Raw genomic sequence first — 24,499 nt, 5'->3', positions numbered from 1 at the left:
TGGGGGAAAGTGTGGTTACGGGCGAGACGGTTCGGACATCCGGCCGGGGCGCGGAGGCGCGCGCGAGGGACTGGCCCAGATGGACGCCGTTGCTCGCGGGGCTGCTGACCGCCTGCGTCGCCATCTCCGGCGCCACGGCGTCGCTGTCGGGCGACGAGGTGGCCACCTACAGCGCCGCGGTGGCCCGGCCGCTGAGCGGCCTGTGGGAGCTCGTACGGCACATCGACGGCCATTTCCTGCCCTACTACCTGCTCGTCCACGTGTGGTCGTTCTTCGGGGAGACCGAGTGGTGGCTGCGCCTGCCCTCGGCCCTGGCGGCCGGCGTGGCGGCCGGTTTCCTGGCCGACCTCGGCCGCAGGCTGGCCGGGCCGCGCGCCGGCGTGCTGGCCGCGGCGCTGTTCGCCGTCCTGCCGTCGGTGTCCTACCACGGCGCGAACGCCCGGCCGTACGCGTTCGCGGCGGCGGCGGCCGTCGTCTCCGCCTGGGCGTTGCACCGCGTGGCCGAGGCGCCCACCGGATCCCGGGTCCGCTGGTACGCGGTGTCGGTGGCGCTGCTCGGCTGCACGCACCTGTTCTCCGTCCTGGTGCTCCCGGCCCAGTTCCTGGCCGCACTGCTCGCCCTGCCCCGGCGTACGTTCCTGACCAGGATCGTCCCCGCGACGGCCGCGGGGTGCGTCCCCGTCGTCGTCCTCGCCCTGGTGGGCTGGGGCGAGCGCCACGCGATCAGCTGGATCCAGCCGCACGGGCCCGACGTGCTGCTGAAGTTCCCCAAGCACGCGGCGGGCTCCGACCTCGCCGGGCCCGCGCTGTTCGCGCTCGCCGTCGTGGGGGTGGTGATCCTGCTGCGCAGGTCGGTCCCCTGGGGGGTGCTCGCCGCCGGCTGGCTGGTCCTTCCGCCGGTGCTGCTGCTCGCGATCGACGCGCTGGTGACCCCGGCCTACGTGGACCGCTACGTGTTCGTCGCGGCGCCCGCCCTGGCGCTGGCGGGAGCGGTGGCCCTGGCCTCGGTCCGCCTGGCCGCCCTTCCCGCCGCGCTGGTCGCCGTGCCCGTCGTCCTGGCCGTCGCGCTGCTGGGACTTCCCGCGCAGGCCGACTACCGGGAGCGCAACGGCCACTACGACGACTTCCCCGGCGCGGTCGGCGTGATCCGGGCGCGGGAACGCCCCGGCGACGCCATCGTGTACGGCCAGAGCCGGCTGCGCACCGGCTTCGTCTACTACGGCCGCGCGGGCCTGCCCGACGACGTGCTGCTCAGGGGGCAGGGCCCGGCCTTCGAGTACGCCGAGCGCGGCGACCTCGCCGAGGCCCTCGCCGGACGCCGCCGCGTCTGGGTGGTCTGGCGGGGGACCAAGCAGTCCGGCCTGACGGGCAAGAAGATCCCTCGGGTGGCCGCCGTCCGCGCGGCCGGATACCGCCTCGCGACGGCCTGGCACTCCGCGGAGTTGCCGGGCCTCACGGTCGCACTCTTCGAGCGCCCGCGCGGCAACGGGTAGCGGCAAAATCTCTGCCTACTGCAAGTAAAGTTTCCCTCTATGCGACTTACGGTGAAGAGACTCGTACCGGCCTGTCTCGTCGCCGCGGCGTCGGTCGCGGGGCTCCAGCATCCGGCCGCCGCTACGGCCCGCGAGACCGTCACCGCGCACGCGGCGGCCCCACAGCCGGAGACCGCGCACGCGGCGCAGCGTGAGGCGCGTGCGGCCGGGGTGCCGACCGTGGTCCTCACCTTCGACGACGGCACGGCCGACCACCTCGCCGCCGCCAGGACGCTGGGAAAGCGCGGTCTCAAGGGCACCTTCTACGTCAACAGCGCGCGGCTCGGCGGCCGCGGTTACCTGAGCGTCGCCGCGCTGCGGACCATCGCCCGCGAGGGCCACGAGATCGGCGGCCACACCCTCGACCACCCGCATCTGTCGGAGCAGTTCGAGGCCGTGCAGCAGACGGAGATCTGCGACGACAGGCGGGCGCTGCTGAAGCTGGGCTTCGACGTGCGGTCGTTCGCCTATCCGTTCGGCGACTTCGACGACGCCACCAAGCTGCTGGCGATGCGCTGCGGCTACACGACCGCGCGCGGCATCAACGGCCTGTACCGGCCCGACAGCTGCCGATCCTGCCCCGTCACCGAGAAGATCCCGCCCGCGGATCTCGCCGACGTGCGCGCCACGAGCCAGACCGGCCTGCCGCGTACGGCCCGCACGCTGCGGGAGTTCGTCACCCGCGCCCAGCGGCAGGGCGGCCGCGGTCTGGTGGTCTTCGTGTTCCACGAGATCAAGGACGACCGTCGGGACAGGTACGCGACGGCGCCCAAGGAGTTCGCCGCCTTCGTCGACTGGGTGGCCAAGCAGCGGAAGGCCAAGACGATCGACGTGAAGACGCTGGGCGACGTCGTCGGCGGGCGTGTGTGGCCCGTCCCCGACGAGATGTGATCCCTGCCGTCGTGCCGGGTCACAGAGAGTCGTCAGGTTGACCGCGGCGGTCACAGGAATTCACAAGGTTCGGCTGATAGAAGTTCACCAGCCTGCAAACGGACGCGCGGGAGGAACGCCGTGACGGTCACGACGGACATGTGCTCGCCGTACGGCTTCACGCGCCGTCCCACCGAGGAGATCGCCACGCTGTCCTGGAGCGACGGCCGGTGGACGATCGGGGGCCGGCCGCTCGCCGTCCCGCTCGAGGCCGCCGACGTCGCCCCCCTCCGGCCGCTGCGCGGGCTGCGGGTGGAGTGGCCGGTCGAGCCCGCCGCCGAGGCGATCGGCCCGGTCGCCCGCCTGGCCGCCGCGGGGGTGCCGCTCACCTGCGAAGACGCGCCGAGGTGGGCGCGTGAGGCCGATCCGGTGCTCGCCCGCCTGGCCGCCGCCTGGACCCCCGAGGCCGACGACGGCAGGCCCGAGTCGGTGGCCGACCTGCGCCGGGAGGAGCACAGCGTGCGCCTGCGCAGGCACGCGCTGCGGGCCGCGGGCGTCGGCACGGCCCTCGCCCCGGTGACCGTCGTCATGGCCACGAGGCGGCCCCACTACGTCGGCGACGCGCTGCGGCAGGTCGCCCGCCAGCGCGGGGTGGATCTCGAGGTCGTCGTCGCGCTGCACGGCTTCGCGGCCGAGCGGGTACGGCAGGCCGTCGAGGAGTTCCCCCGTCCCATCACGGTGATCGAGGCCGAGCCCGACGCGCCGCTCGGGACCGTGCTCAACCGCGCGGCGGCGCGGGCGTCCACCGGCATCGTCGCCAAATGGGACGACGACGACTGGTACGGCCCCGAGCACCTCGCCGACCTGCTGCTGGCCATGGCCTACTCAGGGGCGGAGCTGGTCGGGACCGCGCCGGAGTTCTTCTACCTTCAGCCCCTCCACGCGACGATCCGCCGCGTCGACTACGGCAGCGAGATGTGGGCCGACCACGTCGCGGGCGGCACGATCCTGCTCGGCCGCGAGCTCTTCGAGGAGGTCGGCGGCTTCGGGCCGGTGAACCGCGGGGAGGACGCGCACCTCCTGCGCGCGGTCGACGCGGCCGGGGGGCGCGTCTACCGCACCCACGGCCTGGGCTACGTGCTGCGGCGGTCCGTCAGCGCCGACCACACCTGGAACCTTCCCCTCGCCCACTTCCTGCGAGTCGCGGCGAACCAATGGCGCGGCTTTCGCCCGAGTGTGATTCTGGAAGCACCATGACGCCACGCATCAGGGGAAACGACTACACCGTCCTCGCGCCGCCCGCCCTCGGATCGCCGTGGACGCCCCGCCTGCGCGTCAGCGTGGTCGTCCCCGCGTACGCCAACCAGGCCAAGCTCGACCTCACGCTCGCCGGGCTGGCCGGGCAGACGTACCCGGCGGACCTGCTCGAAGTGATCGTGGTCGACAACGGCAGCGAGCCGCGGCTGCGCCTCCCCGAGATCCGGCCCCGCCACACGCGGCTGCTGGTCTGCGAGACGCCAGGACGGGCCAGGGCGCGCAACACCGGGCTGGCCGCCGCGACGGGCGAGGTCATCCACTGGATGGACTCCGACGTCGTCCCCGAGCCGGAGGAGGTGGAGGCGCACATGCGCTGGCATCACCTCGCGCCCTACCTGTCGGTCACCTCCTACCTGCGCTTCACCACCGTCCCGCTGCCCGATCCCGCCGACGTCGCGGGCGCCGACGACCTGGCGAAGCTCTTCGAGCCCGCGGAGCCGCACGCGTGGATCGAGGACCTGGTGGAGCGGTCGCAGGGGCTGACCCGCTCACCCCGGCCGTTCAGCATCCACATCGGCGGCGCGTCGTCGGTCTCCGCGCGGCTGTTCGAGCGGGCCGGGCCGATGGACCCCGACATGATCCTCGGTCAGGACACCGAGATGGGCTACCGGCTCGCGCAGGCGGGCGCCGTCTTCATCCCCGACCCGCAGGCCAGGGCCTATCACCTCGGCCCGTCCATGCGCATGCGCGACAGCGGGCCCGTCAACCGCGTCAGCCACGCCCTGGTCACCGACCGCGTCCCCGGGTACCGGTGGCTGCGCACCCACCCCGCCCGTCAGTGGAAGATCCCGCAGGTGGAGGTCCTCGTGGACGCCACCGCGGGGTCGTACGACGACGTCAGGGCGACGGTGGACGGCGCGCTGGCCGGCACGGTGACCGACCTCGCGGTCGTGCTGACCGGTCCGTGGGACGAGCTCGCGCCCGAGCAGCGCGCGCCGCTCAATGACCCGTGCCTCGACCTCATGCTGCTGCACGCCCACTACACGCACGAGGGCCGGGTACGGCTCGCCACGGCGGCCTCCGACACCCTCTCGCCCTACCGCCTGCGTCTGCCGCCCGGCTGGGTGCCGGGGGAGGACAGCGTCGGCGAGCTGCTCGCGATGGCCCGCGAGCGGGAGCTCGGGCTGGTGAGCGTGCTCCTGGCCGAGGGCCCAGAAGGCGTCACCGCAGCGCGACTGGAGCGCACCGAGGCGTATGCCCGCGCCGCCCTCGTCGCCGCCGAGGGCGAGGATGCCGACGACGCCGTGGACGAGATGTTCGGCACCTACTGGGCGGACGGCGAGACCCACGGCTTCCGCGCCGCCGCGGAGGCCCCGGCGTACATGAACCCCCGCACCGCCTACCGCAAGCGGGTGGAGGCGCAGGCCGAGGTCGAGCGGCTGACCAAGGAGGTCGAACGGCTGCGCGGCCAGGTGACGAAATGGCGGGACGAGGCCGCGAAGTGGCGCAAGTCCGCCGTCGAGTTCCGCCGGGAGATCGGCACCCTCCGGCGGCAGGTCTCGACGCTGCGCGGACAGGTCGCGGCGCTGCGCCACGCCCCGGGCCTGCGCGGCATCGCGCGGGGCCTCACCCGGCCCTTCACGTTCAAGAAGTCCTGACCGTCCCGCCTCGGGCGTCCGCGCGCCGGCGCGGTTCGGACTCGATCGTCCTGGTGCCGGCCGTGTCAGGAACGGCGGAACAGGCCGCGGCGGCGCGGCGACGCCTCCGGCTGCGGTTGCGGGGCGTGCGCGGTGGCCGGCTTCCCGGCGGCGGGCTTTCCTGCGGCCGGCTGCTGAGCGGTCTGCGGCGCGGCGGCCGGTTTCGCCGGAGGCGCGGGACTCTTCTCGAACTCGCCCGCCGCGGCGTGCCGTACGCCGTGGGTCTGGGCGATCACATCCGCCGGGTCCTCGCCCGGCCCGGCGAGACGGCGGGCCCGCGCGGCGGCCTCGGTCCGCTCCAGAGTGGCCGTGCCTCCTTCGGGCAGTTCCACCACCAGCAGGCCGATCCGCTCCTCCAGCATCGCCTTGACCGCGCGCTCCAGCAGCGCCGGAGCGGGAGGGGCGCCGACGGGCGCCGTGTAGCGGAAGGGGACCGGCGCGGCGGTCGGCGTCACCCGCTCCGCGAACCGCACCCGCGCGTCGTGCCCGAACGCCGCCCGCACCAGGGCGAGGTCGAACGCCTCGGTGCCCGGCGCCCACCTGCGTCCTTCGTCGAGCAGGGACCACGGGCCGGCCAGCGTCACCGCGACGTCGGTGAGCGTGCCGCGCAGCACCGCGTCGACCGCCGCGACGATGCGCCGCTCGTCCGCCCCCGTCACGTCGAAGACCACCTCGACGTACGGCACGAGCCAGCGCCTGCCGGGCTCCTTGCGCAGGTCGCGGCGGAGCGGGACCCGGTGCGCCAGGTGGGTCTCGACGAGCCGGACGATCGACCTGCCGTGCTCGCCGCGCTGAGCGGGCAGGCCGAGGTGCACGGCGCGGGCCTCGGAGTCGGGGACGAACACCGCCCCCGCCTGGGCGAGCCGGTAGGCGAACTCGGTGTCCTGGCCGCGCACCACATCGGTGTCGAAGCCGCGGACCTCGTCGAGCAGGGCCCGCCGCAGGGAGACCGTCGGCCCGGTGCACACCTGGTAGGGGTTCTTGCTGGCCCGCAGGCCGTCGAGGCGCCGGATGGTCTCCTCGGTCGAGCTGGACACCAGCGCCGACGGGCCGAACAGGTCCTCAGGCGAGCCCTGCCGTACGGCGTCGTACACCTGCTCGGGGGTGAGCGGGCGCTCCTCGGCGAACTTCTTGCCGCCGATCGTGACGACGTAGTCGGTGAGGTGCTGCCAGCGGAACAGCGCCTCCAGATGCTCGCGCGAGATCACCATGTCGGCGTCGAGCCGCTGGACGATCTCGCCCTCGGCCGCGGCGATCCCGGCGTTCATCGCGTGCCCGGCGCCCCACCCGCCCTCCGGCGCCGCGACGATCCGCGTGTTCTCGGGGCGCAGGTCCGGCAGGCGCAGGGGCGGATCGCTGCGGTCGTCCACCACGATCACCTCGGTGAGGTGCGCGGGATAGGTCTGCGCGGCCAGCGCGGCCAGCGTCAGGTCGAGGCGGTGCTGCCCGCCGTGGGCGGGGATGACGACACTCGCGCCGAGCGTGGGCGTCCAGCCGCCGATGGGCGGCGGCGTGAGCGGAGAGTAGTCGTTGTGGCGGATCCTCGGCCGGGGCTCAACGCCCGTCAGGTGGGCCAATCCTCGTCCTTCTCAGCGATGGTCAAGAGGCGGCTCCACCCTAGCGAAACCGGGCGGCGGTTCCCTAAGGTGGCGCCCAATATGTCCAGTTGGTGGACGACGGCGTCCGCGCGTCAGACGGTTGGCCGTAGACTCGGTGACCGATACCCCTGGTGACACGCGTGTGCGCGCGTGGGAGGAGCGACCAATGTTCAGGGCTTGGCGTGGCCTGATCGAGGAGTACCGCGACCGTCTTCCGGTCTCCACGACGACGCCCGTGGTGACCCTGCTCGAGGGCGGCACGCCGCTCGTCCCCGCCAGGCGGGTGTCCCAGATCACGGGCTGTGACGTCTACCTCAAGGTCGAGGGCCTCAACCCGACCGGCAGCTTCAAGGACCGCGGCATGACCGTGGCGATCAGCAAGGCCGTCGAGGAGGGCGCCCAGGCGGTCATCTGCGCGTCCACCGGCAACACCAGCGCCTCGGCCGCCGCCTACGCCGTGCGCGCCGGGCTGACCTGCGCCGTCCTCGTGCCGCGCGGGAAGATCGCGATGGGCAAGCTCGCCCAGGCGCTGGTCCACGGCGCCAAGCTGCTCCAGGTCGAGGGCTCGTTCGACGACTGCCTGGAGATGACCAGGAAGCTCGCGGAGACCTACCCGATCGCGCTGGTCAACTCCGTCAACCCGCACCGCCTGCAGGGCCAGAAGACGGCGGCCTTCGAAATCGTCGACGCGCTCGGCGACGCGCCCGACGTCCACTGCATCCCGGTCGGCAACGCCGGCAACATCTCGGCGTACTGGATGGGCTACAAGGAGTACGCCGACGACGGCGTGGCCACCAAGCGCCCCCGAATGCTGGGGTTCCAGGCGAGCGGCGCGGCGCCGCTGGTCGGGGGCAGCCCCGTGACCCACCCGCAGACGATCGCCACGGCGATCAGGATCGGCAACCCCGCCTCGTGGCGGCTCGCCGAGGCCGCGCGCGACGAATCCGGCGGGGACATCCAGGCCGTGACCGACCGTCAGATCGCCGCGGCGTACAAGCTGCTCGCGCAGGAGGAAGGCGTGTTCGTCGAGCTCGCCTCCGCCGCGAGCGTCGCCGGTCTGCTCCAGACGCACGAGCAGGGCCTGCTCACGCCGGGGCAGCGGGTCGTGTGCACCGTGACCGGCAACGGCCTGAAGGATCCCGACTGGGCCATCTCCGGCGCCCCCGCGCCCGTGACGATCCCGATCGACGCCTACGCCGCCGCGGCCGCGCTGGGACTCGCCTGACCGGCACACTCATTCCCGCCCATTCAAGGGTTCAGGTGACGAATTGACGGACAGTCAGGGCGTCGTCGTCCGCGTGCCGGCGACGAGCGCCAACCTCGGCCCGGGCTTCGACAGCCTCGGCCTCGCCCTCGACCTGTACGACGAGGTGGAGGCGGCGATCTCCGATTCGCCCGGCGTGCGGATCGCGGTGGAGGGCCAGGGCGCCGGCGAACTCGACGACGGCGAGGGCCACCTCGTCGTCAGGACCATGCGCGCCACGTTCGACCGCATGGGATTCGCCCAGCCGGACGGCATCGTGTTGCGCTGCCATAACCGCATCCCGCACGCGCGGGGGCTCGGCTCGTCGTCGGCCGCGATCTGCGCCGGCATCCTCGCCGCCCGCGCCCTCGCGCGGGGGAACGGCGCGGAAGATTTTCCGGACGCTGACGTGTTCGCGCTGGCCACCGAGCTGGAAGGGCATCCCGACAACGTGGCGCCGTGCCTGGCGGGCGGGCTCACCATCGCCTGGACCGACCAGTCGGGGGCGGCGAGTATGGTGAAACTGACTCCGCACGAGGACGTCCGGCCGGTGGCGTTGATCCCGGATTTCCGGTTGTCCACGGAGGAGGCTCGGGGGCTGCTGCCGAAGGACGTACCGCATTCGGACGCGGCGGCCAACGCGGGGCGGGCGGCTCTGCTCGTCGCGGCGCTGACGCGGAGACCGGAACCGGATCTCCTGCTCGCCGCCACCGAGGACCGCCTGCACCAGAGGTACCGCGCACCCGCGATGCCGCGCACCGCCGAACTGGTGCGACGGCTCCGCGAGGCCGGGGTGCCCGCCGTCGTCTCGGGGGCCGGTCCGACGGTTCTCGCGTTGACGACACGGGATACCAAGGATTTGATCGCGCCAGAAGTGGGTAATGACTGGCACATCCAGCCAATGAACGTCGACCCGCTTGGTGCGTACGTTCGGTTTCCCGAGACACGCTGATGCTTCTTCGACCTTCAGGGAATAGCTGTGCGCGCTGGTGATGTTAGGCTGATAGCCGCACCAGGTGCCCCCGTGTTGGGTGCGTGCTTGTCATTCGCACATCGCTGCACTTCGCCTCGCGTCCTTCGACGCGGGCAGGGCGATTTCCCCGGAACCGTTTCCTCCAGTCGGCACACCTTCGGGTGGCATGGCCGGGGGTGGCGTTATCGGAGACATGCGCGTTCGAACCACCAAGACATCTGGTCGGTGGCGGCAATCCGGGGGATCGCCCCCGGGCACCTACCGCTCGCGAATCCCGAGAGTCATCGACACATGAGATTCGCGAAGCCCGACCCGGTCTGTCCCGCCGGGTCGCATCACCGGGACGCCTGGACGCACGATTCTGGCGCCCGACCCCTGGGAAGGACCCTTAGTTGAGCGACACCACCGAACTCCTCTCCGACGGCCAGGCCGCCGGCGACACCCCCACTTCCGCCCCGGCCCGCCCGCGACGTCGCTCCGGCACGGGCCTGGCCGGCATGGTGCTCCCCGAGCTCCAGGCCCTGGCGACCAGCCTCGGCATCACGGGGACCGGACGGATGCGCAAGAGCCAGCTCATCGCGGCCATCCAGGAGAAGCAGGGCGGATCGGGAGAGACCGCGGCCGAGCCGAGGGCCGCGGCCGAAGCACCGGCCGTCGCCGAGCGCCCCGCCCGTGGCCGCAGGGAACGTTCCCGCGCCTCCGCGGCGCCCGCACCCGAGGCCGCGCCCGCTGCTGCCGCCGCCACGCCCGCTGCCGAGCCGGCCGTCGCGGCCCGCGAGGAGCGTCCCGTGGTCGAGGCCGCGCCCGCCGTGACCGCCGAGGCCGCGCAGAACGGCGTCGCCGCCGTCGCCGAGCCGCAGGCCGACGCCGCCCCGTCCGAGACCCGCGCCGAGCGTCCGGAACGCGGCGACCGCCGCGAGCGCCGTACGCGCGGCGAGCGGGGAGAGCGGGGCCGCGAGCGTGACGGCCGCGGTGACCAGCGCGGTGACCAGCGTGGCGACCAGCGTGCCGCCGACGCGGGGGACGGCGGCCAGGGCCGTCGTGACCAGCAGAGCCGCGGCGACAACCGCACCGACGGACGCGACGGCCGCTCCGAGGGGCGCGGCGACAGCCGTACGGACAGCCGAGCCGACGGCAAGGGCGACCAGCAGGGCGAGGACAGCCGCGGGCGCCGTGGCCGCTTCCGCGAGCGTGGCCGCCGCGGGCGTGACCGCTTCGAGGGCAACGAGCCGGTGATCAGCGAGGACGACGTCCTGATCCCGATCGCCGGCATCCTGGACATCCTCGACAACTACGCCTTCGTGCGGACCAGCGGCTACCTGCCGGGCTCGAACGACGTGTACGTCTCCCTCGCCCAGATCCGCCGCAACGGCCTGCGCAAGGGTGACGTCATCACCGGCGCCGTCCGGCAGCCGAGGGACGGCGAGCGGCGCGAGAAGTTCAACGCCCTCGTCCGCCTCGACACCGTCAACGGGATGGACCCGGAGCAGGCCCGTCAGCGGCCCGACTTCAACAAGCTCACGCCGCTCTACCCGCAGGAGCGCCTGCGCCTGGAGACCGAGCCGAACGTCCTGACCACGCGGATCATCGACCTCGTCTCGCCGATCGGCAAGGGCCAGCGCGGCCTGATCGTGTCGCCGCCCAAGGCCGGCAAGACCATGGTGCTCCAGGCGATCGCCAACGCGATCACGCGCAACAACCCGGAGTGCCACCTGATGGTCGTCCTCGTGGACGAGCGTCCTGAAGAGGTCACCGACATGCAGCGGTCGGTCAAGGGCGAGGTCATCCACTCGACCTTCGACCGTCCGGCCGAGGACCACACCACCGTCGCCGAGCTCGCCATCGAGCGGGCCAAGCGGCTGGTGGAGCTGGGCCACGACGTCGTCGTCCTGCTCGACTCGATCACCCGTCTCGGGCGCGCCTACAACCTCGCGGCGCCCGCGAGCGGCCGTATCCTGTCCGGTGGTGTCGACTCGACCGCGCTCTACCCGCCGAAGCGGTTCTTCGGCGCCGCCCGCAACATCGAGAACGGCGGCTCGCTGACGATCCTCGCCACGGCTCTCGTGGAGACCGGCTCCAAGATGGACGAGGTCATCTTCGAGGAGTTCAAGGGCACCGGCAACATGGAGCTCAAGCTCAACCGGTCGCTGGCGGACAAGCGCATCTTCCCGGCGGTGGACGTGGACGCGTCCGGCACCCGCAAGGAGGAGATCCTCATGGCCAAGGACGAGCTGTCCATCGTCTGGAAGCTCCGCCGGGTCCTGCACGCCCTCGACATGCAGCAGGCGCTGGAGCTCCTTCTCGAGAAGATGAAGGAGACCAAGTCCAACGCCGAGTTCCTGCTCCAGGTGCAGAAGACCACGGTCAGCAACGACCGCGACTGACGCCTGCTCGACCGGCGCCCCGGACGGCCACGCCGTCCGGGGCGCCGGCGTTTCCGGTCATGGGCGCGCCGCCGCAGCCGTGCGATGCGGGTCATCCCCGTATGCGGCGGTGAGCTCGTCCCGTTCCCTCGGAACGTCCCGCTTGGCGGGTTTCGCGCGAGTGGGCCCCGTCCCGGCCGTGGCGGCGTACCTGCGGTGCCCTTGGCGTGCGCGATCAGCGCGTGGTCGCGGGAGGAATAGCCCATGGCCTGGGATGGTTAGAGGATCTGGCACACTGGTAGCCGAACCGCAGCGGTACCGGTTCCCGCGCCGCGCATCATGGTGTGCCGATGCGCGCAGGCCGTGACAGACGGAGCGACCCGGCGACCGCGCCTAGCGTTAGGACTGAGACATGAAGCCCGACATCCACCCGGAGTACGTGGTTACCCAGGTGACCTGCACCTGCGGGAACACCTTCACCACGCGTAGCACCGCGAAGAACGGTGTGATCCACGCCGACGTCTGCTCCGCCTGCCACCCGTTCTACACGGGCAAGCAGAAGATCCTCGACACCGGTGGCCGGGTGGCGCGCTTCGAGGCGCGCTTCGGCAAGAAGGCCCAGAGCAAGTAGCTCCTCCAGGACGCCGGCTCGGGGGTGCCCCTCTCTTGGGGCGTCTCCGGGTCGGCGTTCTTGGTGATTACGGCCTTTACCGAGGAGTCTGAGCAAAGGAGCGTGCGGTGAACCTCGACGAGATCATAAGCGAGTACGCGGATCTGGAACTGCGGCTCGCCGACCCCGCCGTGCACGCCGACCAGAGCAAGGCGCGGACGTACGGCAAGCGTTATGCCGTGCTCACGCCGATCGTCGCGACGTACCGGGAACTCGAAGGCGTACGGCAGGACCTCGCGGCCGCGCGCGAACTCGCGGCGGAGGACGCGGCGTTCGCGGAGGAGGCGGCCGAGCTGGAGGGCCGCATCCCGGTGCTGGAGGAGAAGCTCACCCGTCTGCTGGTCCCGCGCGATCCCAACGACGACAAGGACGTCATCATGGAGATCAAGGCGGGCGAGGGCGGCCAGGAGTCCGCTCTGTTCGCCGGAGACCTCCTGCGGATGTACCTCAGGTACGCCGAGCGGATCGGCTACAAGACGGAGGTCATCGACGCGCAGCACTCCGACCTCGGCGGCTACAAGGACGTCACCGTCGCCATCAAGGGCAGGGAGGGCGTCTGGTCGCGGCTCAAGTTCGAGGGTGGCGTGCACCGCGTTCAGCGGGTGCCGGTGACCGAGTCGCAGGGCCGCATCCACACCTCGGCCGCCGGAGTGCTCGTCTATCCGGAGGCCGAGGATGTCGACGTCCAGATCGACCCCAACGACCTGCGCATCGACGTGTTCCGCTCCAGCGGCCCCGGCGGCCAGAGCGTCAACACCACAGACTCGGCCGTGCGGATCACCCACATGCCGACCGGCGTCGTCGTCTCCTGCCAGAACGAGAAGAGCCAGCTCCAGAACAAGGAGTCGGCGCTGCGCATCCTGCGCGCCCGGCTGCTCGCGATGGCGCAGGAGGAGGCCGAGGCGGCCGCGATGGCCGAGCGCAAGTCGCAGGTGCGCACGGTCGACCGCTCCGAGCGGATCCGCACCTACAACTTCCCGGAGAACCGCATTTCGGATCACCGTGTGGGCTTCAAGGCCTACAACCTGGATCAAGTCCTGGACGGCGATCTCGACGCGGTGATACAGGCTTTGCTCGACGCCGAACTCGCGGAGAAGCTGGCCGCTCATACGTGAGACGATCGCGAGCCTGATGAGGGGACGATGGGAGAAGCGGTGATGGACGTGGGTCCGCAGACGACCGTGGGCCGTCCCGGCGGCCCATCCGCACACGACCGACGATCCGCAGGCCACGCCGCGACAACCGTGCTGTAAGAGACAATGACCTTCCTGCTCGACGAAATCGCCCTCGCCACCGCCCGGCTCGCCGAGGCGGGAGTGCCGTCACCGCGGACGGACGCCGAGGAGATCGCGGCCTTCGTGCACGGCGTTCCGCGCGGCATGCTGCACACGGTCAAGGACGCCGACTTCGACGCGCGGTTCTGGGAGGGCGTCGCCCGGCGTGAGGCGCGCGAGCCCCTGCAGCACATCACCGGCCGGGCCTACTTCCGCTACCTCTCCCTTGAGGTGGGCCCGGGCGTGTTCGTGCCCAGGCCGGAGACCGAGGTGGTGGCCGGCTGGGCGATCGACCGGCTCGGCGAGATGGACGTCGCCTCCCCCGTCGTGGTCGACCTCGGCACCGGTTCCGGGGCCATCGCGCTGTCGATCGCCCAGGAGGTCGCGCTGGCGCAGGTGCACGCCGTCGAGATCGACCCCGTGGCGTACGGCTGGGCCAAGCGCAACATCCTCGAACACGGCCAGGGCCGCACCACCCTGCACCCAGAGGACCTGGCCGACTGCCTGCCCGAGCTGAACGGCCAGGTGGACCTGGTCATCTCCAATCCGCCGTACATTCCGCCTGGAGCGATCCCGCGCGACCCCGAGGTGCGCGACTACGATCCCTCCCGGGCGCTGTACGGGTCGGGTGAGGACGGTCTGGACGAGGTGCGGGCCGTCGAGCGCACGGCGCGGCGACTGCTGCGGCCGGGCGGGTTCGCCGTGGTCGAGCACGCCGACCAGCAGGGCAACGCCGTGTACTGGCTCTTCTCCGAGGAGAACGGCTGGCGCGACGTGCGGTTGCGCCAGGACCTGACCGGCCGGGACCGGTTCGTCACGGCGCGGCTGACCCAGGACTGACTCGAACGGCCCGGCGAGCGGCCAGGTGGCGGCTCCGCCGGGCGGAACACGTGGAAGGATGACTTCGTGAGCCGACGGTTTGACTGTGCCGACCAGATAGAGCGGATGACCGGACTGGCGGAGGCGACCGCGGCGGTACGGCGGGGCGAGCTCGTCGTGCTGCCCACCGACACCGTGTACGGGATCGGCGCCGACGCCTTCACCCCCTCCGCCGTCAACGCGCTGCTGGAGGCGAAGGGCCGGGGCAGGGACATGCCCGTGCCGGTCCTCGTGGGCACCGTACGCGCCGCCAACGCTCTCGTGGAGAGCCTCGGGACGTACGGGCAGGACCTGGTGGACACCTTCTGGCCCGGGCCGCTCACGCTCATCCTGAGGGCCAACCGGTCGCTGTCGTGGGACCTCGGCGACACCAAGGGAACGGTCGCCGTCCGCATGCCGCTGCACCCGGTCGCGCTGGATCTCCTCAAGGAGACGGGCCCGATGGCGGTCTCCAGCGCCAACCGGTCCGGCAACCCGCCGGCGACCACCGCCGACGAGGCCGAAGAGCAGCTCGGGGACTCGGTGGAGGTCTACCTCGACGGCGGACCCTGCGACGACAACGTGCCGTCCACGATCGTCGACCTGACCACCGCCGTGCCCCGGGTGCTGCGCAAGGGCGCGATCCCGGTGGACAAGATCCGCAACCTCGTCGGGTACCTCGCGACCGAGGAATGACCGCGATCCGGGCGTACGTCTCATGTTGTGAGACAACGCCGCGGCCCTGACCAGGGCGATCGATGCCGTCTGGCTATCGGGCTTCTTTACTGATCCCGCCCCGGCTACCGTGAAGTGCGCCGATATCTCTGTGGAGGCGCGCCCATGGCCAAGCTCGACGGGATGGATCCGAAGCTCGTCCGTGAGTTGCTGTCGGGGGTTCAGCACGCCGCGCGGCAGATGGACGGCATCGAGGCCCGGGTGACCCAGTTGACGCGTACGGCCGGCGTCTCCGTGCATGTGACCCACCGGCCGTCGCAGGTCGCCGACGCGTGCTCGACCATGGTCAAGGACGTCACGAACCGTGTGGTCCTGCTGGAGAAGAAGGAGAAACAGCAGAGCGCGGGCAAGGCGCCCACGGCCAACGCCTCGTTCACCGAGGAGAGGGACACCACCGCGCCCGCGGACGATCCGGCGCCGAAGCCCGGCGCACAGGGCGACAAAAGCGACGCCAAGCCCGATCACAAGGCGGAGCACAAGGCCGACGCCAAGCCCGATCACAAGTCGGACCACAAGCCCGATCACAAGGCCGACGCGAAGACGGACGACCACAAGGCCGACGGCAGGGCCGACACGAAGCCCGAGGGCAAGTCCGAGGGGAAGGCGGCCCACGACAAGCAGGACGCTCCCCGCACGTCGTCGCCCGGGAGTGCTTCGGGCGATTCCGGCGCGGCAGGGAAGGGCGAGACCTCCCATCGGGCGCACAGCGCCACGGACGGTGCCACCCGCGCGGACGGCGGCGGCGGAGGCCGCGGCGTGGCCGAAGGGGAGCTCGCGGACAAGCCCCGCCACACGGTCGAGGGCTCCCTCGCCCAGATGCCCGCCTCGACGCACAGCCCCGCCCACGCCGCCGACGACGGTGGTACGGCGACACGCGCGGGCGCGGGAACCGGCTCCGACGCGGCCCGGGGCGCGGACATCCGCCAGGTGCAGCAGCCCACCGGCCCGGGCCAGCCGGGCGGCGAGGGCTCGGCCACGAGCCAGAACCAGCCGGTCGGCGCCGGTCAGGGCGCGGGCCAGGACCAAGGCGCGGCCCAGACGCAGCCGGTCGGCGCCGGTCAGAACCAGTCCGGTGGCCAGCACCAACCCGTGGCCCAGGGGCAGGACCAGAATTCGGGGCAGGGCGCGCCGGTCGGTTCCAAGGCGGCCGGGGAGCAGCCCTCCACAGGCGGCAACGACTCGCAGTTCTACGACACCCCCGGCAAGGATCACCCGGACGACATCGATCCCGCCGGTCGGCACGTGGCCGTCGTCGACGGTGTCAAGGTCGTCAGCACGCCGATGAACCAGCCCAGCGCCGAGTACATCCAGTGGCTGAACGAGCACATGCAGGACGTCCAGCCGATGGATGTCCCGAGCGTGGACGCGCAGGCGGCGAGCGACGCCGGCGCGCATCCGGATGGACCGCCCGGGTTGGTGCCGCCCGCCGAGCCGACCAACCCCGCGGCGAAGCAGCCTCCGCAACCGGGTCTCGCGCCGGGGGACCCCATGGGCGCCTATGTCGGCACACCCGCCGACAACCTGTCGGGTGAGCCGTACGCCCCGGGCGACCCGAACGCCGCGCAGGGCACTTCAGCCGCCCACAACGCGGTGACCGCGAGCACCGGCGGTCACGCGTACACGAGCGACACAGCGGCGAGCGGTACGGCGATCAACCCCGCGCAGCCGGCGGCGACGACCGAAGCCACCCCCGCGGCCACCGGGGCCATGCCTCCGGCGGGGGCGTCCGGTGCTGCCGGTGCGGTGGAAGCGACCAATGCGCCCGCCGGCGCGGCTCATCCGGTGGACACTGCCGGTGCGAGTGGTACGGGGCACGCGGCAGCTACGGCCGGAACGGCCACGGGCACCGCGCACCCGGCGGGCACGGCCGCCGCGGCCACGGGGGCCGCGCCTCCGGCGGGGACGGCTGGTGCGGCCGACGCGGCGCCTGCGGCATCAGGCGGAACGGGTACGGCGACCGGCACCCTGCACGCGGTGGACGACTCCGGGAGCGGGGCCGGAAAGGCGGCGGGTGCGACCGGCACGGTGACCGGCACCCTGCACGCGGTGGACGACTCCGGCAGCGGGACCGGACAGGCGGCGGGTGCGACCGGCACGGCGACCGGCACCCTGCACGCGGCGGGGACGGCGGCCGGGCACGGCAACGCGGCCGGAACGCTGGGAGCCACGACCGCTCCCGCCACCGGCGGCGATGGCACGACGGGCCACACCGGGACGACCGGTGCGGGCGACAGGGCCGACGGCGCAGCCGGTGCGAGCGGGCGAGCGTGCGACAACGATGCCGCCACGGGCGCGAGGGGGGTGGTCCAGGAGGGCGCGTCCCGATCGCCCGCTGCCGCGCAGCCCGGAGACGTGCTCAATCACCCTGCCCGCCACTCCCACCACGAGGCCGGACCACGCATGCGCCTGGATCACCATCGGGACATCGAGCCGGTGGACACGCCGGACGTCCGCGTCCCGGAAGGGGAGTGGGGCAAGGGCGACTGGGTGGACAGAAAGGTCCAGCCCGACGGGCGCGTCGAGGTTGTCGAGATCCGTACGCCGGATCCGGAGAAGTGAGCGTGCGAGCACGAGCGATACCGCCCGGGTGGCGCGCGGTGCGGGGTGACCGGCCGAGGAGCGCCGATGGGAATCCCACCGGGATCCCCGCCGCAGGGCATGCGACGACCAATGCCGGCGTTCGCGCCGGTTTCGCACAGGAGGCGCGATCGTGAGCTTTGTCGACCCGCCGGCGCCCACTCCGCTGCAGCCGGGGGAGACCCCGCCGGCGCCGTCGAGCACCGACCTGCTCTCGCCCGGCGGGCAGCCGACGGGATGGGTGTTCAACCCGGAATACCAGAAGCTCGTGGACCTGTGGCTGCAGGTGGTCCCGCTGATGGACCAGCTCACCAAGTCCCTGGACAAGCCGTATGAGATGGCGCGGAGCAGGGACGTGTGGGACGCTCCGGTCGCCGGCCGGTACGTCCAGGACATCGCCGAATGGCGCAACCGGCTCGGCATGTACCGCCAGGCCGTGTTGACGGCGATCAGCGACCAGGCGGCCGACACGCCGCGCTGGATTCCGAGCAAGTCGGGTGCACCGCACGCCTTCACCTCCTGATACGCCGCCCACGCGTTCAACGGGTCGGAAGAGCGGAGAGAAAGGGAGCGAGGACCGCAGCGAAGGTCCGGCGTGTCCGGGCGGTCTACTCTTGGAGCGAAGACCGCCACCGGATTGTGAGCCGGTCCAATGGACAGTTGCGAGCCGTTCTACGGGCCCGATTTCGCCCGGCTCGCCGCGCAGGACCCAGAAGTCGCCCAGGTGCTGCTCGACGAGGTCGCGAGGCTGCGCGGCGGGCTCCAGCTCATCGCCAGCGAGAACCTGTCCTCGCCCGCCGTCCTCACCGCGCTGGGCTCGGTGCTGAACGACAAGTACGCCGAGGGCTATCCGGGCCACAGGTACTACGGCGGTTGCGAGGTGGCCGACCGCGCCGAGCAGATCGCCGTGGAGCGGGCCAAGCGATTGTTCGGGGCAGACCACGTCAACGTGCAGCCCTACAGCGGCACCACGGCCATCCTGGCGGCGTACGCGGCCCTTCTGCAGCCGGGGGACACCGTCCTGGCACTCGCCCTGCGACACGGCGGGCACATCACCCACGGATCCAGGGTGAACTTCTCCGGCAGGTGGTTCCACGTCGTCTCCTACGGCGTGCGGCGGGACACCGAGACGCTCGACTACGACGAGGTGAGGGACCTGGCGCTGCGCCACCGGCCCAGGGTGATCGTCTGCGGGGCCACGGCGTACCCCCGGCTGATCGACTTCGCCGCGTTCCGCGCCATCGCCGACGAGGCCGGAGCCTGGCTGCTGGCGGACGTCGCCCACGAGATCGGCCTCATGGCCGGCGGGGCCGTTCCGTCGGCCGTGCCGTACGCGGACGTCGTGACCTTCACGACCCACAAGTCGCTGCGCGGCCCGCGTGGGGGAGGCGTGCTGTGCACCGGCGATCTCGCCCCGGAGATCGACCGGGCGGTGTTCCCCTTCAGCCAGGGCGGGCCGCTGATGCACGTGGTCGCGGCCAAGGCGGTGGCGTTCGGCGAGGCGCTGCGCCCCGAGTTCCGGGCGTACGCCGCGTCGGTGGTGGACAACGCGCGGACGCTGGCGGAGGGGCTCGCGGCCGAGGGGCTGCGCCCGGTGTCGGGCGGCACCGACACCCACCTCGTGCTGGCCGACCTGCGCGGGACCGGGGTGAGCGGGGCGGAGGCGGAACGGCGGTGCGCGGAGGCCGGCATCCTGCTCAACCACAACACGATTCCGTACGATCCGGCGCCCGCGACCGTGACCTCCGGGATCAGGGTCGGCACCCTCTGCGTGACCACCCAGGGCATGGGCCGGGCGGAGATGACGGACATCGCGTCTCTCGTCGTCCGGGCCATCCGGCAGCCCAGTGCGATAACGTCGGTCCTCGAACGGGTAAAGGGGCTGACCGCGACGCATCCGGCATATCCCCGTTAGGGATAGGGCGATCTATGTCTTTTGCCCGTCACAACTGATCCGCCTATCCAGGAAACTAGGTCCGTGCGCGAATATCTCCTCTTGGCGCTCGTGGCGGCCGCGGTGACGTACCTGCTGGTGCCGCCGGTCAGGGTGTTCGCGCTGCGCATCGGCGCGGCGCCCGAAGTGCGGGAGCGGGACGTGCACACGGTGCCCACTCCACGTCTGGGCGGGCTCGCGATGTTCGGCGGGATGGCGGCGGCGCTGCTGGTGGCGACCAAACTGCCGTACGTCGGCGGCGCGTTCGACAGCAGCCAGACGGGGAAGACGGTGGTCGCCCTCCTCGCGGCCGGCGGCCTGATCGTCATCACCGGGTTCCTGGACGACTGGCTCGGCATGGACGCGCTGGTCAAGCTGGGCGGCCAGATCGCGGCGGGCGGGCTGCTCGTCTATTTCGGGATGTATCTGCAGTTCCTCCCGATGCCGCAGTCGATGGGCGGTTCCCAGGCCCTCGACAGGACCCTGTACACGATCCTCACCATCATGATCGTCGTTGTCGTGATCAACGCGGTGAACTTCGTCGACGGTCTGGACGGCCTGGCCGCGGGCATCGTCGGGATCGCCGCGATGGCGACCTTCGCCTACTCGATCGTGCTGCAGCAGACCGCGAGCGGGTCGCGGATCAACGGGACCGCCGCCATCGCGGCGATCCTCATCGGGATGTGCGCGGGCTTCCTGCCGCACAACTTCAACCCCGCCAAGATCTTCATGGGCGACACCGGCGCCATGCTGATCGGCCTGCTGCTCGCCGCCTCGTTGATCACGAGCCTGTCGTCGGTCGAGCCGGACGCGGTCGTCGGCAAGATCAACCGGTTCCCGGTGATCCTGCCGCTGGTGCTGCCGATCGCGGTGGTGGTGCTGCCGCTGGCCGACCTCGTCATGGCGGTCATCCGGCGGACGTCGGCCGGGATGTCCCCGTTCGCCCCCGACCGCGGCCACCTGCACCACCGCATGCTCGACATCGGCCACTCCCACCGGCGCAGCGTGCTGATCATGTACGCGTGGACGTTCCTGTTCGCCTTCGCGATCGTCGGCCTGTCGATCGGCGGTGTGCCGCTCATCCTGTTCCCGCTGACGATCGTGCTCGCGGTGGCGGTGCTCGTCATCATGGGCCTGCCCAGGTGGCGGTCGCGCCGCATCGCCGTGCAGGAGCAGAAGGGCGACCAGAGGGCCGAAGCGCGTCCGGCCGGGAGCCGGTCACCCGGCCCCGGTCCGGCCGGGCGCACGACGACGGAGCACGACACGCTCGTCTACCCCGTCGTCCCCGCGCCGGCGCCTCCCGTCACTCCGGGCCAGGCCGGCTCCGCCGCCCCCGGCAGGCTTTCCGCCCAGGGCCGGCATCCCTATCCGGGTCAGGGTGCCCCAGGCGCCCCGGGCGTCCCTCCCACCACTTCCCGCGCCGACACCGGGACCTTCCGCTGACCCGTCCCCGCAGGTCGGCGCCGACCCGAAACGCCAGGTAAAGGCGGCACTCCAGGGCTTGTGATAGCTTTCACTAGCAAGGGGCCAGGGCAACGACGCCCCAGCAGGTAGCAATCGCTCGTTTGACAACCGATTCTGGAGTCCCATTGCAGGCCAACGACGTGCGCGTTCTCAAGGGCGCCGCCGTGCCGACCTTGATCGTCGGTCTCCTCGCCGCGCTCGTCGCGGTGTTCACGACCGGGGCCAAGGGTGCGTTGGGCGCGGGCATCGGTCTCCTTCTCGTCGCCGCCTTCTTCACCGTCGGCCTGGTCGTCGTCTCCTGGGCCGGCCGGGTGTCGCCGATGGCGATGATGACGGCCGCCGTGGTGGGCTACGTCGTCAAGGTTCTGGCGATCATGGCGATGCTGAACGCCTTCGACGGCACCACCGCGTTCGACTCCCGCGTGTTCGCGCTGAGCGTCATCGGCTGCACGCTCGCCTGGACCGTCGGTGAGATGCGTGGATTCATGAAGCTCAAGATGCTCTACGTGGAGCCTGAGGCGAAGGTTCCCGGGCAGGGCCCCTCATGATCACGCGTGCGGGGCAGCCCGATATGACTAGTCCGCATGGCTCCTGCTATCGTCGTGCCGCGATGAGCGAACAGGAGCGCAGGCCCGAGACCGACGGCCGCGACTTCGCCGACGCCGCCTGGTCGGTCCCGAGCTATCTGCTATCCGGGATTCTGGTGTGGGGCGGCCTCGGCTGGTTGCTGAGCTGGTTGACCGGCGTGCACGCGTTCATCCCCATAGGCGTCATTCTCGGGGTCGGGCTGGCTGCCTACCTCGTCTATCTGAAGTACGGCCGCTGACAGCGGGCCCGCTTCCCACGCTCTTCTGTTGATCCAATCGTTGAAGGGAACGCCCGTGCGCGAGCGTAGCGAACGGACGAACAAGCACATGCTTCGGGCATTCGGCCCCAAGCAGGTAGGCGAGGTGGCCAAGTGACCCCCCTCATGCTCGTCGCCGATGACTTCACGGCGCCGGGACCGTCCATCTTCAACTTCCCGCCGCTGTACGAGGGTGCGCCGTACTGGCTGACCAAGCCGGTGCTGATGGCGATCTTCGGCGCCCTCGTGGTGTGCGCCGTGGCGTGGAGCGCCTTCGCCAACCCGAAGCTCGTGCCCCGGGGCATGCAGAACGTCGGCGAGATGGGCTACCAGTTCGTCCGCGACCAGGTGGCGCGCCCGTTCCTCGGCAAGGACGCCGAGCGGTGGATGCCGCTGCTGCTCAGCTTGTTCTTCCTGATCCTGCTGTGGAACTTCTTCGGTGTCGTCCCGCTGATCCAGATCCCGGTCGCGTCGCACATCGCGTTCCCGGTGGTCTTCGCGGTCGTGATCTACGTGATCAAGATCTACCTGGGCATCAAGCACCAGGGCGTGGGCGGCTACTTCAAGAACATGATGTTCCCGCCGGGGCTGCCCAAGCCGATCTACTTTCTGCTGGCCCCGATCGAGTTCCTGTCGAACCTGATCATCGCGCCGTTCACGCACGCCGTCCGACTCTTCGCGAACATGTTCGCCGGACACCTGATCCTGGCCTTCTTCAGCGCCGTCGGCTTCTGGTTCCTCTTCGAGAAGCTGACCCCGCTCGGTGCGGGCCTCGGCGTGCTGGGCGTCATCATGACGATCGCGATGACCGGCTTCGAGATGTTCATCCAGTTCCTGCAGGCGTTCCTGTTCACCATGCTGGCCGCCATGTACATCGGTGGCTCGCTGCACCCGGAACACTGACGGATCCCCCGAAACCCGCCCCTGACGTAGACCCAGACCGGTGAGTGAGGCACTCACCGGCCGACCAGTAAAGGAAGAACACCAATGAGCGTTCTCGCTGAAGTCTCCGGCAACCTTGGCGCCATCGGTTACGGCCTCGCCGCCATCGGCCCCGGCATCGGCGTGGGCATCATCTTCGGTCAGGGCGTGCAGGCCATCGCGCGCCAGCCCGAGGCGTACGGCCTCATCCGGCAGAACATGCTGCTCGGCTTCGTCCTCACCGAGGCGCTGGCCCTCATCGGCCTCGTCGCCCCCTTCATCTACGGCTGACGTACCCACTCTGAAGGAAGGCTGCACCTATGACTATGGCAGCTACCATCCTTGCGGCTGAGGCGAACAACCCCCTCATGCCGCACGTTTACGAGCTGGTCGTCGGCAGCTTCGCCTTCCTCGTCGTCTTCCTCGTCGTCGGAAAGATCCTCACCCCGCGTATCCAGAAGACGCTGGCCGAGCGGACAGAGGCTATCGAGGGCGGCATCAAGAAGGCCGAGGACGCCCAGGCCGAAGCCCAGCGCACTCTGGAGCAGTACCGGGCTCAGCTCGCGGAGGCCCGCCAGGAGGCGGCCCGCCTGCGCGAGGAGGCCCGGGAGCAGGGCGCCCAGATCAAGGCCGAGCTCCGCGAGGAGGCCCAGGCCGAGGCGCGGCGCATCATCGAGGCGGCCCACGCCCAGATCGAGGCCGACCGTCAGCAGGCGCTCAACCAGCTGCGCGGTGAGATCGGGCGCCTGTCCACCGAGCTGGCGAGCCGCATCGTCGGCGAGTCGCTCGAGGACGAGGTCCGTCAGCGCCGCATCGTCGACCGGTTCCTCGAGGAGCTCGAGGGCCGCCCGGAGGCGGTTCGCTGATGCGGGGCCTCAGCAGGACCGCCCTCATGGAGGTCGAGGAGCGGTTCAACACCGCCGCCGCGACCGCCGACCTCGGCACCCTCGCCGAGGAGCTGTTCGCCGTCGCCGACCTCTTCGACCGCGAGCACGGGCTGCGCCGGGGTCTTTCCGACCCCTCGCGCCCGGCCGGGCAGAAGGAGAGCGTCCTGCGCTCCCTGCTGCAGGGCAAGGTCGGCGACGCCGCGCTGGAGATCGCGGTCGCCGCGGTCAAGGCCAAGTGGTCCAAGGCCGGCGACCTGCCGGACGCCCTGGAGCGCATCGGCGTGATGTCCGCGGCCGCAGAGGCCGAGTCGGAGCGTCGACTCGACGACGTCGAGGACGAGCTGTTCCGCTTCGGCCGGATCCTCGCCGCCAACCCGCAGCTGCGCCGCGCGCTCAGCGACCCGGCCATCCCGGCCGAGCGTAAGCGCGACCTGCTCGCCACGCTGCTGGGCGGGAAGGCCGCTTCCTCCACCGTACGGCTCGTCACACAGGCTGTTGTGCACCCGCGGGGACGTAGCCTGGAGATGGCACTGGAGGAGTTCGGCTGGATCGTCGCGCGGGCGCGCGAGCGCCTGGTGGGCGTGGTCCGCAGCGCGGTGCCGCTCACACAGCAGCAGAAGCAGCGGCTCGCGGCCTGGCTGCGAGCCACCTACGGGCGAGACGTCCACCTGAACGTCGAGGTGGACCCGGAGGTGCTCGGTGGATTCTCCGTGAGGGTCGGAGACGACTACATCGACACCACGATCGCCGGACGTATCGAAGAAGTCCGCCGCCGGTTGGCCGGCTGAGGCGAATAGGGAGAC

22 protein-coding genes are annotated in these 24,499 nt (G+C 71.4%); 21 read left to right on the top strand and 1 reads right to left on the bottom strand.

Annotated elements, in window-relative coordinates:
• Positions 1 to 89 precede the first annotated feature (89 nt).
• The 4 genes from HHX30_RS12410 to HHX30_RS12395 all read left to right on the top strand — a co-directional run bounded on the left by HHX30_RS12410 (position 90) and on the right by HHX30_RS12395 (position 5,317).
• Complete coding sequence (locus HHX30_RS12410; protein ID WP_249349942.1) at positions 90 to 1,493, top strand: glycosyltransferase family 39 protein; 1,404 nt, start codon at positions 90 to 92, stop codon at positions 1,491 to 1,493.
• A gap of 39 nt (positions 1,494 to 1,532) precedes the next feature.
• Positions 1,533 to 2,423, top strand: a complete 891-nt coding sequence (locus HHX30_RS12405; protein WP_169982042.1) for a polysaccharide deacetylase family protein — start codon at positions 1,533 to 1,535, stop codon at positions 2,421 to 2,423.
• Between the two features lie 120 nt (positions 2,424 to 2,543).
• Positions 2,544 to 3,659: a glycosyltransferase gene (locus HHX30_RS12400; RefSeq protein ID WP_310742213.1), complete on the top strand. Its 1,116-nt coding sequence runs from the start codon at positions 2,544 to 2,546 to the stop codon at positions 3,657 to 3,659.
• Complete coding sequence (locus HHX30_RS12395; RefSeq protein WP_169982041.1) at positions 3,656 to 5,317, top strand: glycosyltransferase family 2 protein; 1,662 nt, start codon at positions 3,656 to 3,658, stop codon at positions 5,315 to 5,317. Before HHX30_RS12400 ends, HHX30_RS12395 begins: the two co-directional genes overlap by 4 nt.
• A 65-nt stretch (positions 5,318 to 5,382) precedes the next feature.
• Here the strand turns inward: HHX30_RS12395 and HHX30_RS42635 are convergent, their stop codons facing one another.
• Positions 5,383 to 6,933, bottom strand: coding sequence for a glycosyltransferase family 2 protein (locus HHX30_RS42635; protein ID WP_283246750.1), 1,551 nt, complete (start codon positions 6,931 to 6,933; stop codon positions 5,383 to 5,385).
• 187 nt (positions 6,934 to 7,120) lie between these two features.
• Here HHX30_RS42635 and thrC point away from each other — a divergent pair, with 187 nt between their 5' ends.
• The 17 genes from thrC (at position 7,121) to HHX30_RS12305 (ending at position 24,484) form a co-directional block, all read left to right on the top strand.
• Positions 7,121 to 8,179, top strand: a complete 1,059-nt coding sequence (thrC, locus tag HHX30_RS12385) for a threonine synthase (protein WP_169982040.1) — start codon at positions 7,121 to 7,123, stop codon at positions 8,177 to 8,179.
• Between the two features lie 43 nt (positions 8,180 to 8,222).
• On the top strand, positions 8,223 to 9,149 hold the full coding sequence (gene thrB / locus HHX30_RS12380) for a homoserine kinase (RefSeq protein ID WP_169982039.1): 927 nt from the start codon (positions 8,223 to 8,225) through the stop codon (positions 9,147 to 9,149).
• 413 nt (positions 9,150 to 9,562) lie between these two features.
• A complete protein-coding gene (rho, locus tag HHX30_RS12375; RefSeq protein WP_169982038.1) occupies positions 9,563 to 11,554 on the top strand; it encodes a transcription termination factor Rho in 1,992 nt (663 codons plus the stop codon).
• Between the two features lie 391 nt (positions 11,555 to 11,945).
• A complete protein-coding gene (gene rpmE, locus HHX30_RS12370) occupies positions 11,946 to 12,164 on the top strand; it encodes a 50S ribosomal protein L31 (protein WP_079317149.1) in 219 nt (72 codons plus the stop codon).
• 107 nt (positions 12,165 to 12,271) lie between these two features.
• Entirely contained in the window at positions 12,272 to 13,318 is a 1,047-nt protein-coding gene (gene prfA / locus HHX30_RS12365; protein WP_169982037.1) for a peptide chain release factor 1, read from the top strand.
• A 144-nt stretch (positions 13,319 to 13,462) separates the two neighbouring features.
• The gene (gene prmC, locus HHX30_RS12360) at positions 13,463 to 14,317 is read left to right on the top strand and encodes a peptide chain release factor N(5)-glutamine methyltransferase (RefSeq protein ID WP_169982036.1); all 855 of its coding nucleotides are present in this window, start codon (positions 13,463 to 13,465) and stop codon (positions 14,315 to 14,317) included.
• 66 nt (positions 14,318 to 14,383) lie between these two features.
• Positions 14,384 to 15,031 (top strand): L-threonylcarbamoyladenylate synthase, encoded by a 648-nt coding sequence (locus HHX30_RS12355; protein WP_169982035.1) that lies wholly within the window; start codon positions 14,384 to 14,386, stop codon positions 15,029 to 15,031.
• 144 nt (positions 15,032 to 15,175) lie between these two features.
• Positions 15,176 to 17,629: a hypothetical protein gene (locus HHX30_RS12350; protein WP_169982034.1), complete on the top strand. Its 2,454-nt coding sequence runs from the start codon at positions 15,176 to 15,178 to the stop codon at positions 17,627 to 17,629.
• A 151-nt stretch (positions 17,630 to 17,780) separates the two neighbouring features.
• Positions 17,781 to 18,170: a hypothetical protein gene (locus tag HHX30_RS12345; RefSeq protein ID WP_169982033.1), complete on the top strand. Its 390-nt coding sequence runs from the start codon at positions 17,781 to 17,783 to the stop codon at positions 18,168 to 18,170.
• 129 nt (positions 18,171 to 18,299) lie between these two features.
• The gene (gene glyA / locus HHX30_RS12340) at positions 18,300 to 19,562 is read left to right on the top strand and encodes a serine hydroxymethyltransferase (RefSeq protein ID WP_169982032.1); all 1,263 of its coding nucleotides are present in this window, start codon (positions 18,300 to 18,302) and stop codon (positions 19,560 to 19,562) included.
• Positions 19,563 to 19,625: 63 nt separating this feature from the next.
• Positions 19,626 to 21,023 (top strand): MraY family glycosyltransferase, encoded by a 1,398-nt coding sequence (locus HHX30_RS12335; RefSeq protein ID WP_311922339.1) that lies wholly within the window; start codon positions 19,626 to 19,628, stop codon positions 21,021 to 21,023.
• Positions 21,024 to 21,169: 146 nt separating this feature from the next.
• Positions 21,170 to 21,592 (top strand): hypothetical protein, encoded by a 423-nt coding sequence (locus HHX30_RS12330; RefSeq protein WP_169982031.1) that lies wholly within the window; start codon positions 21,170 to 21,172, stop codon positions 21,590 to 21,592.
• Positions 21,593 to 21,654: 62 nt separating this feature from the next.
• Positions 21,655 to 21,870: a hypothetical protein gene (locus tag HHX30_RS12325; protein ID WP_169982030.1), complete on the top strand. Its 216-nt coding sequence runs from the start codon at positions 21,655 to 21,657 to the stop codon at positions 21,868 to 21,870.
• Positions 21,871 to 22,002: 132 nt separating this feature from the next.
• The gene (atpB, locus tag HHX30_RS12320) at positions 22,003 to 22,791 is read left to right on the top strand and encodes a F0F1 ATP synthase subunit A (RefSeq protein ID WP_311922338.1); all 789 of its coding nucleotides are present in this window, start codon (positions 22,003 to 22,005) and stop codon (positions 22,789 to 22,791) included.
• An 84-nt stretch (positions 22,792 to 22,875) separates the two neighbouring features.
• A complete protein-coding gene (gene atpE, locus HHX30_RS12315) occupies positions 22,876 to 23,100 on the top strand; it encodes an ATP synthase F0 subunit C (RefSeq protein WP_150939446.1) in 225 nt (74 codons plus the stop codon).
• A gap of 29 nt (positions 23,101 to 23,129) precedes the next feature.
• The gene (locus tag HHX30_RS12310) at positions 23,130 to 23,675 is read left to right on the top strand and encodes a F0F1 ATP synthase subunit B (RefSeq protein WP_169982029.1); all 546 of its coding nucleotides are present in this window, start codon (positions 23,130 to 23,132) and stop codon (positions 23,673 to 23,675) included.
• On the top strand, positions 23,675 to 24,484 hold the full coding sequence (locus tag HHX30_RS12305) for a F0F1 ATP synthase subunit delta (RefSeq protein WP_169982028.1): 810 nt from the start codon (positions 23,675 to 23,677) through the stop codon (positions 24,482 to 24,484). Before HHX30_RS12310 ends, HHX30_RS12305 begins: the two co-directional genes overlap by 1 nt.
• Positions 24,485 to 24,499 lie beyond the last annotated feature (15 nt).

This window comes from Microbispora sp. H10836 (genome assembly GCF_012999525.1).
Lineage (GTDB): Bacteria > Actinomycetota > Actinomycetes > Streptosporangiales > Streptosporangiaceae > Microbispora.
The sequence above is the reverse complement of the archived record's forward strand: the minus strand, read 5'-3'. Positions and strand labels throughout refer to the sequence as shown.

Excerpts from the sequence above, each read along its gene's own strand:
- atpE (WP_150939446.1), top strand. The coding sequence starts at position 22,876 with ATGAGCGTTCTCGCTGAAGTCTCCGGCAACCTTGGCGCCATCGGTTAC.
- thrC (WP_169982040.1), top strand. The coding sequence starts at position 7,121 with ATGTTCAGGGCTTGGCGTGGCCTGATCGAGGAGTACCGCGACCGTCTT.
- glyA (WP_169982032.1), top strand. The coding sequence starts at position 18,300 with ATGGACAGTTGCGAGCCGTTCTACGGGCCCGATTTCGCCCGGCTCGCC.
- prmC (WP_169982036.1), top strand. The coding sequence starts at position 13,463 with ATGACCTTCCTGCTCGACGAAATCGCCCTCGCCACCGCCCGGCTCGCC.
- HHX30_RS12310 (WP_169982029.1), top strand. The coding sequence starts at position 23,130 with ATGACTATGGCAGCTACCATCCTTGCGGCTGAGGCGAACAACCCCCTC.
- HHX30_RS12405 (WP_169982042.1), top strand. The coding sequence starts at position 1,533 with ATGCGACTTACGGTGAAGAGACTCGTACCGGCCTGTCTCGTCGCCGCG.
- HHX30_RS12350 (WP_169982034.1), top strand. The coding sequence starts at position 15,176 with ATGGCCAAGCTCGACGGGATGGATCCGAAGCTCGTCCGTGAGTTGCTG.
- rpmE (WP_079317149.1), top strand. The coding sequence starts at position 11,946 with ATGAAGCCCGACATCCACCCGGAGTACGTGGTTACCCAGGTGACCTGC.
- HHX30_RS12305 (WP_169982028.1), top strand. The coding sequence starts at position 23,675 with ATGCGGGGCCTCAGCAGGACCGCCCTCATGGAGGTCGAGGAGCGGTTC.
- HHX30_RS12395 (WP_169982041.1), top strand. The coding sequence starts at position 3,656 with ATGACGCCACGCATCAGGGGAAACGACTACACCGTCCTCGCGCCGCCC.
- HHX30_RS12325 (WP_169982030.1), top strand. The coding sequence starts at position 21,655 with ATGAGCGAACAGGAGCGCAGGCCCGAGACCGACGGCCGCGACTTCGCC.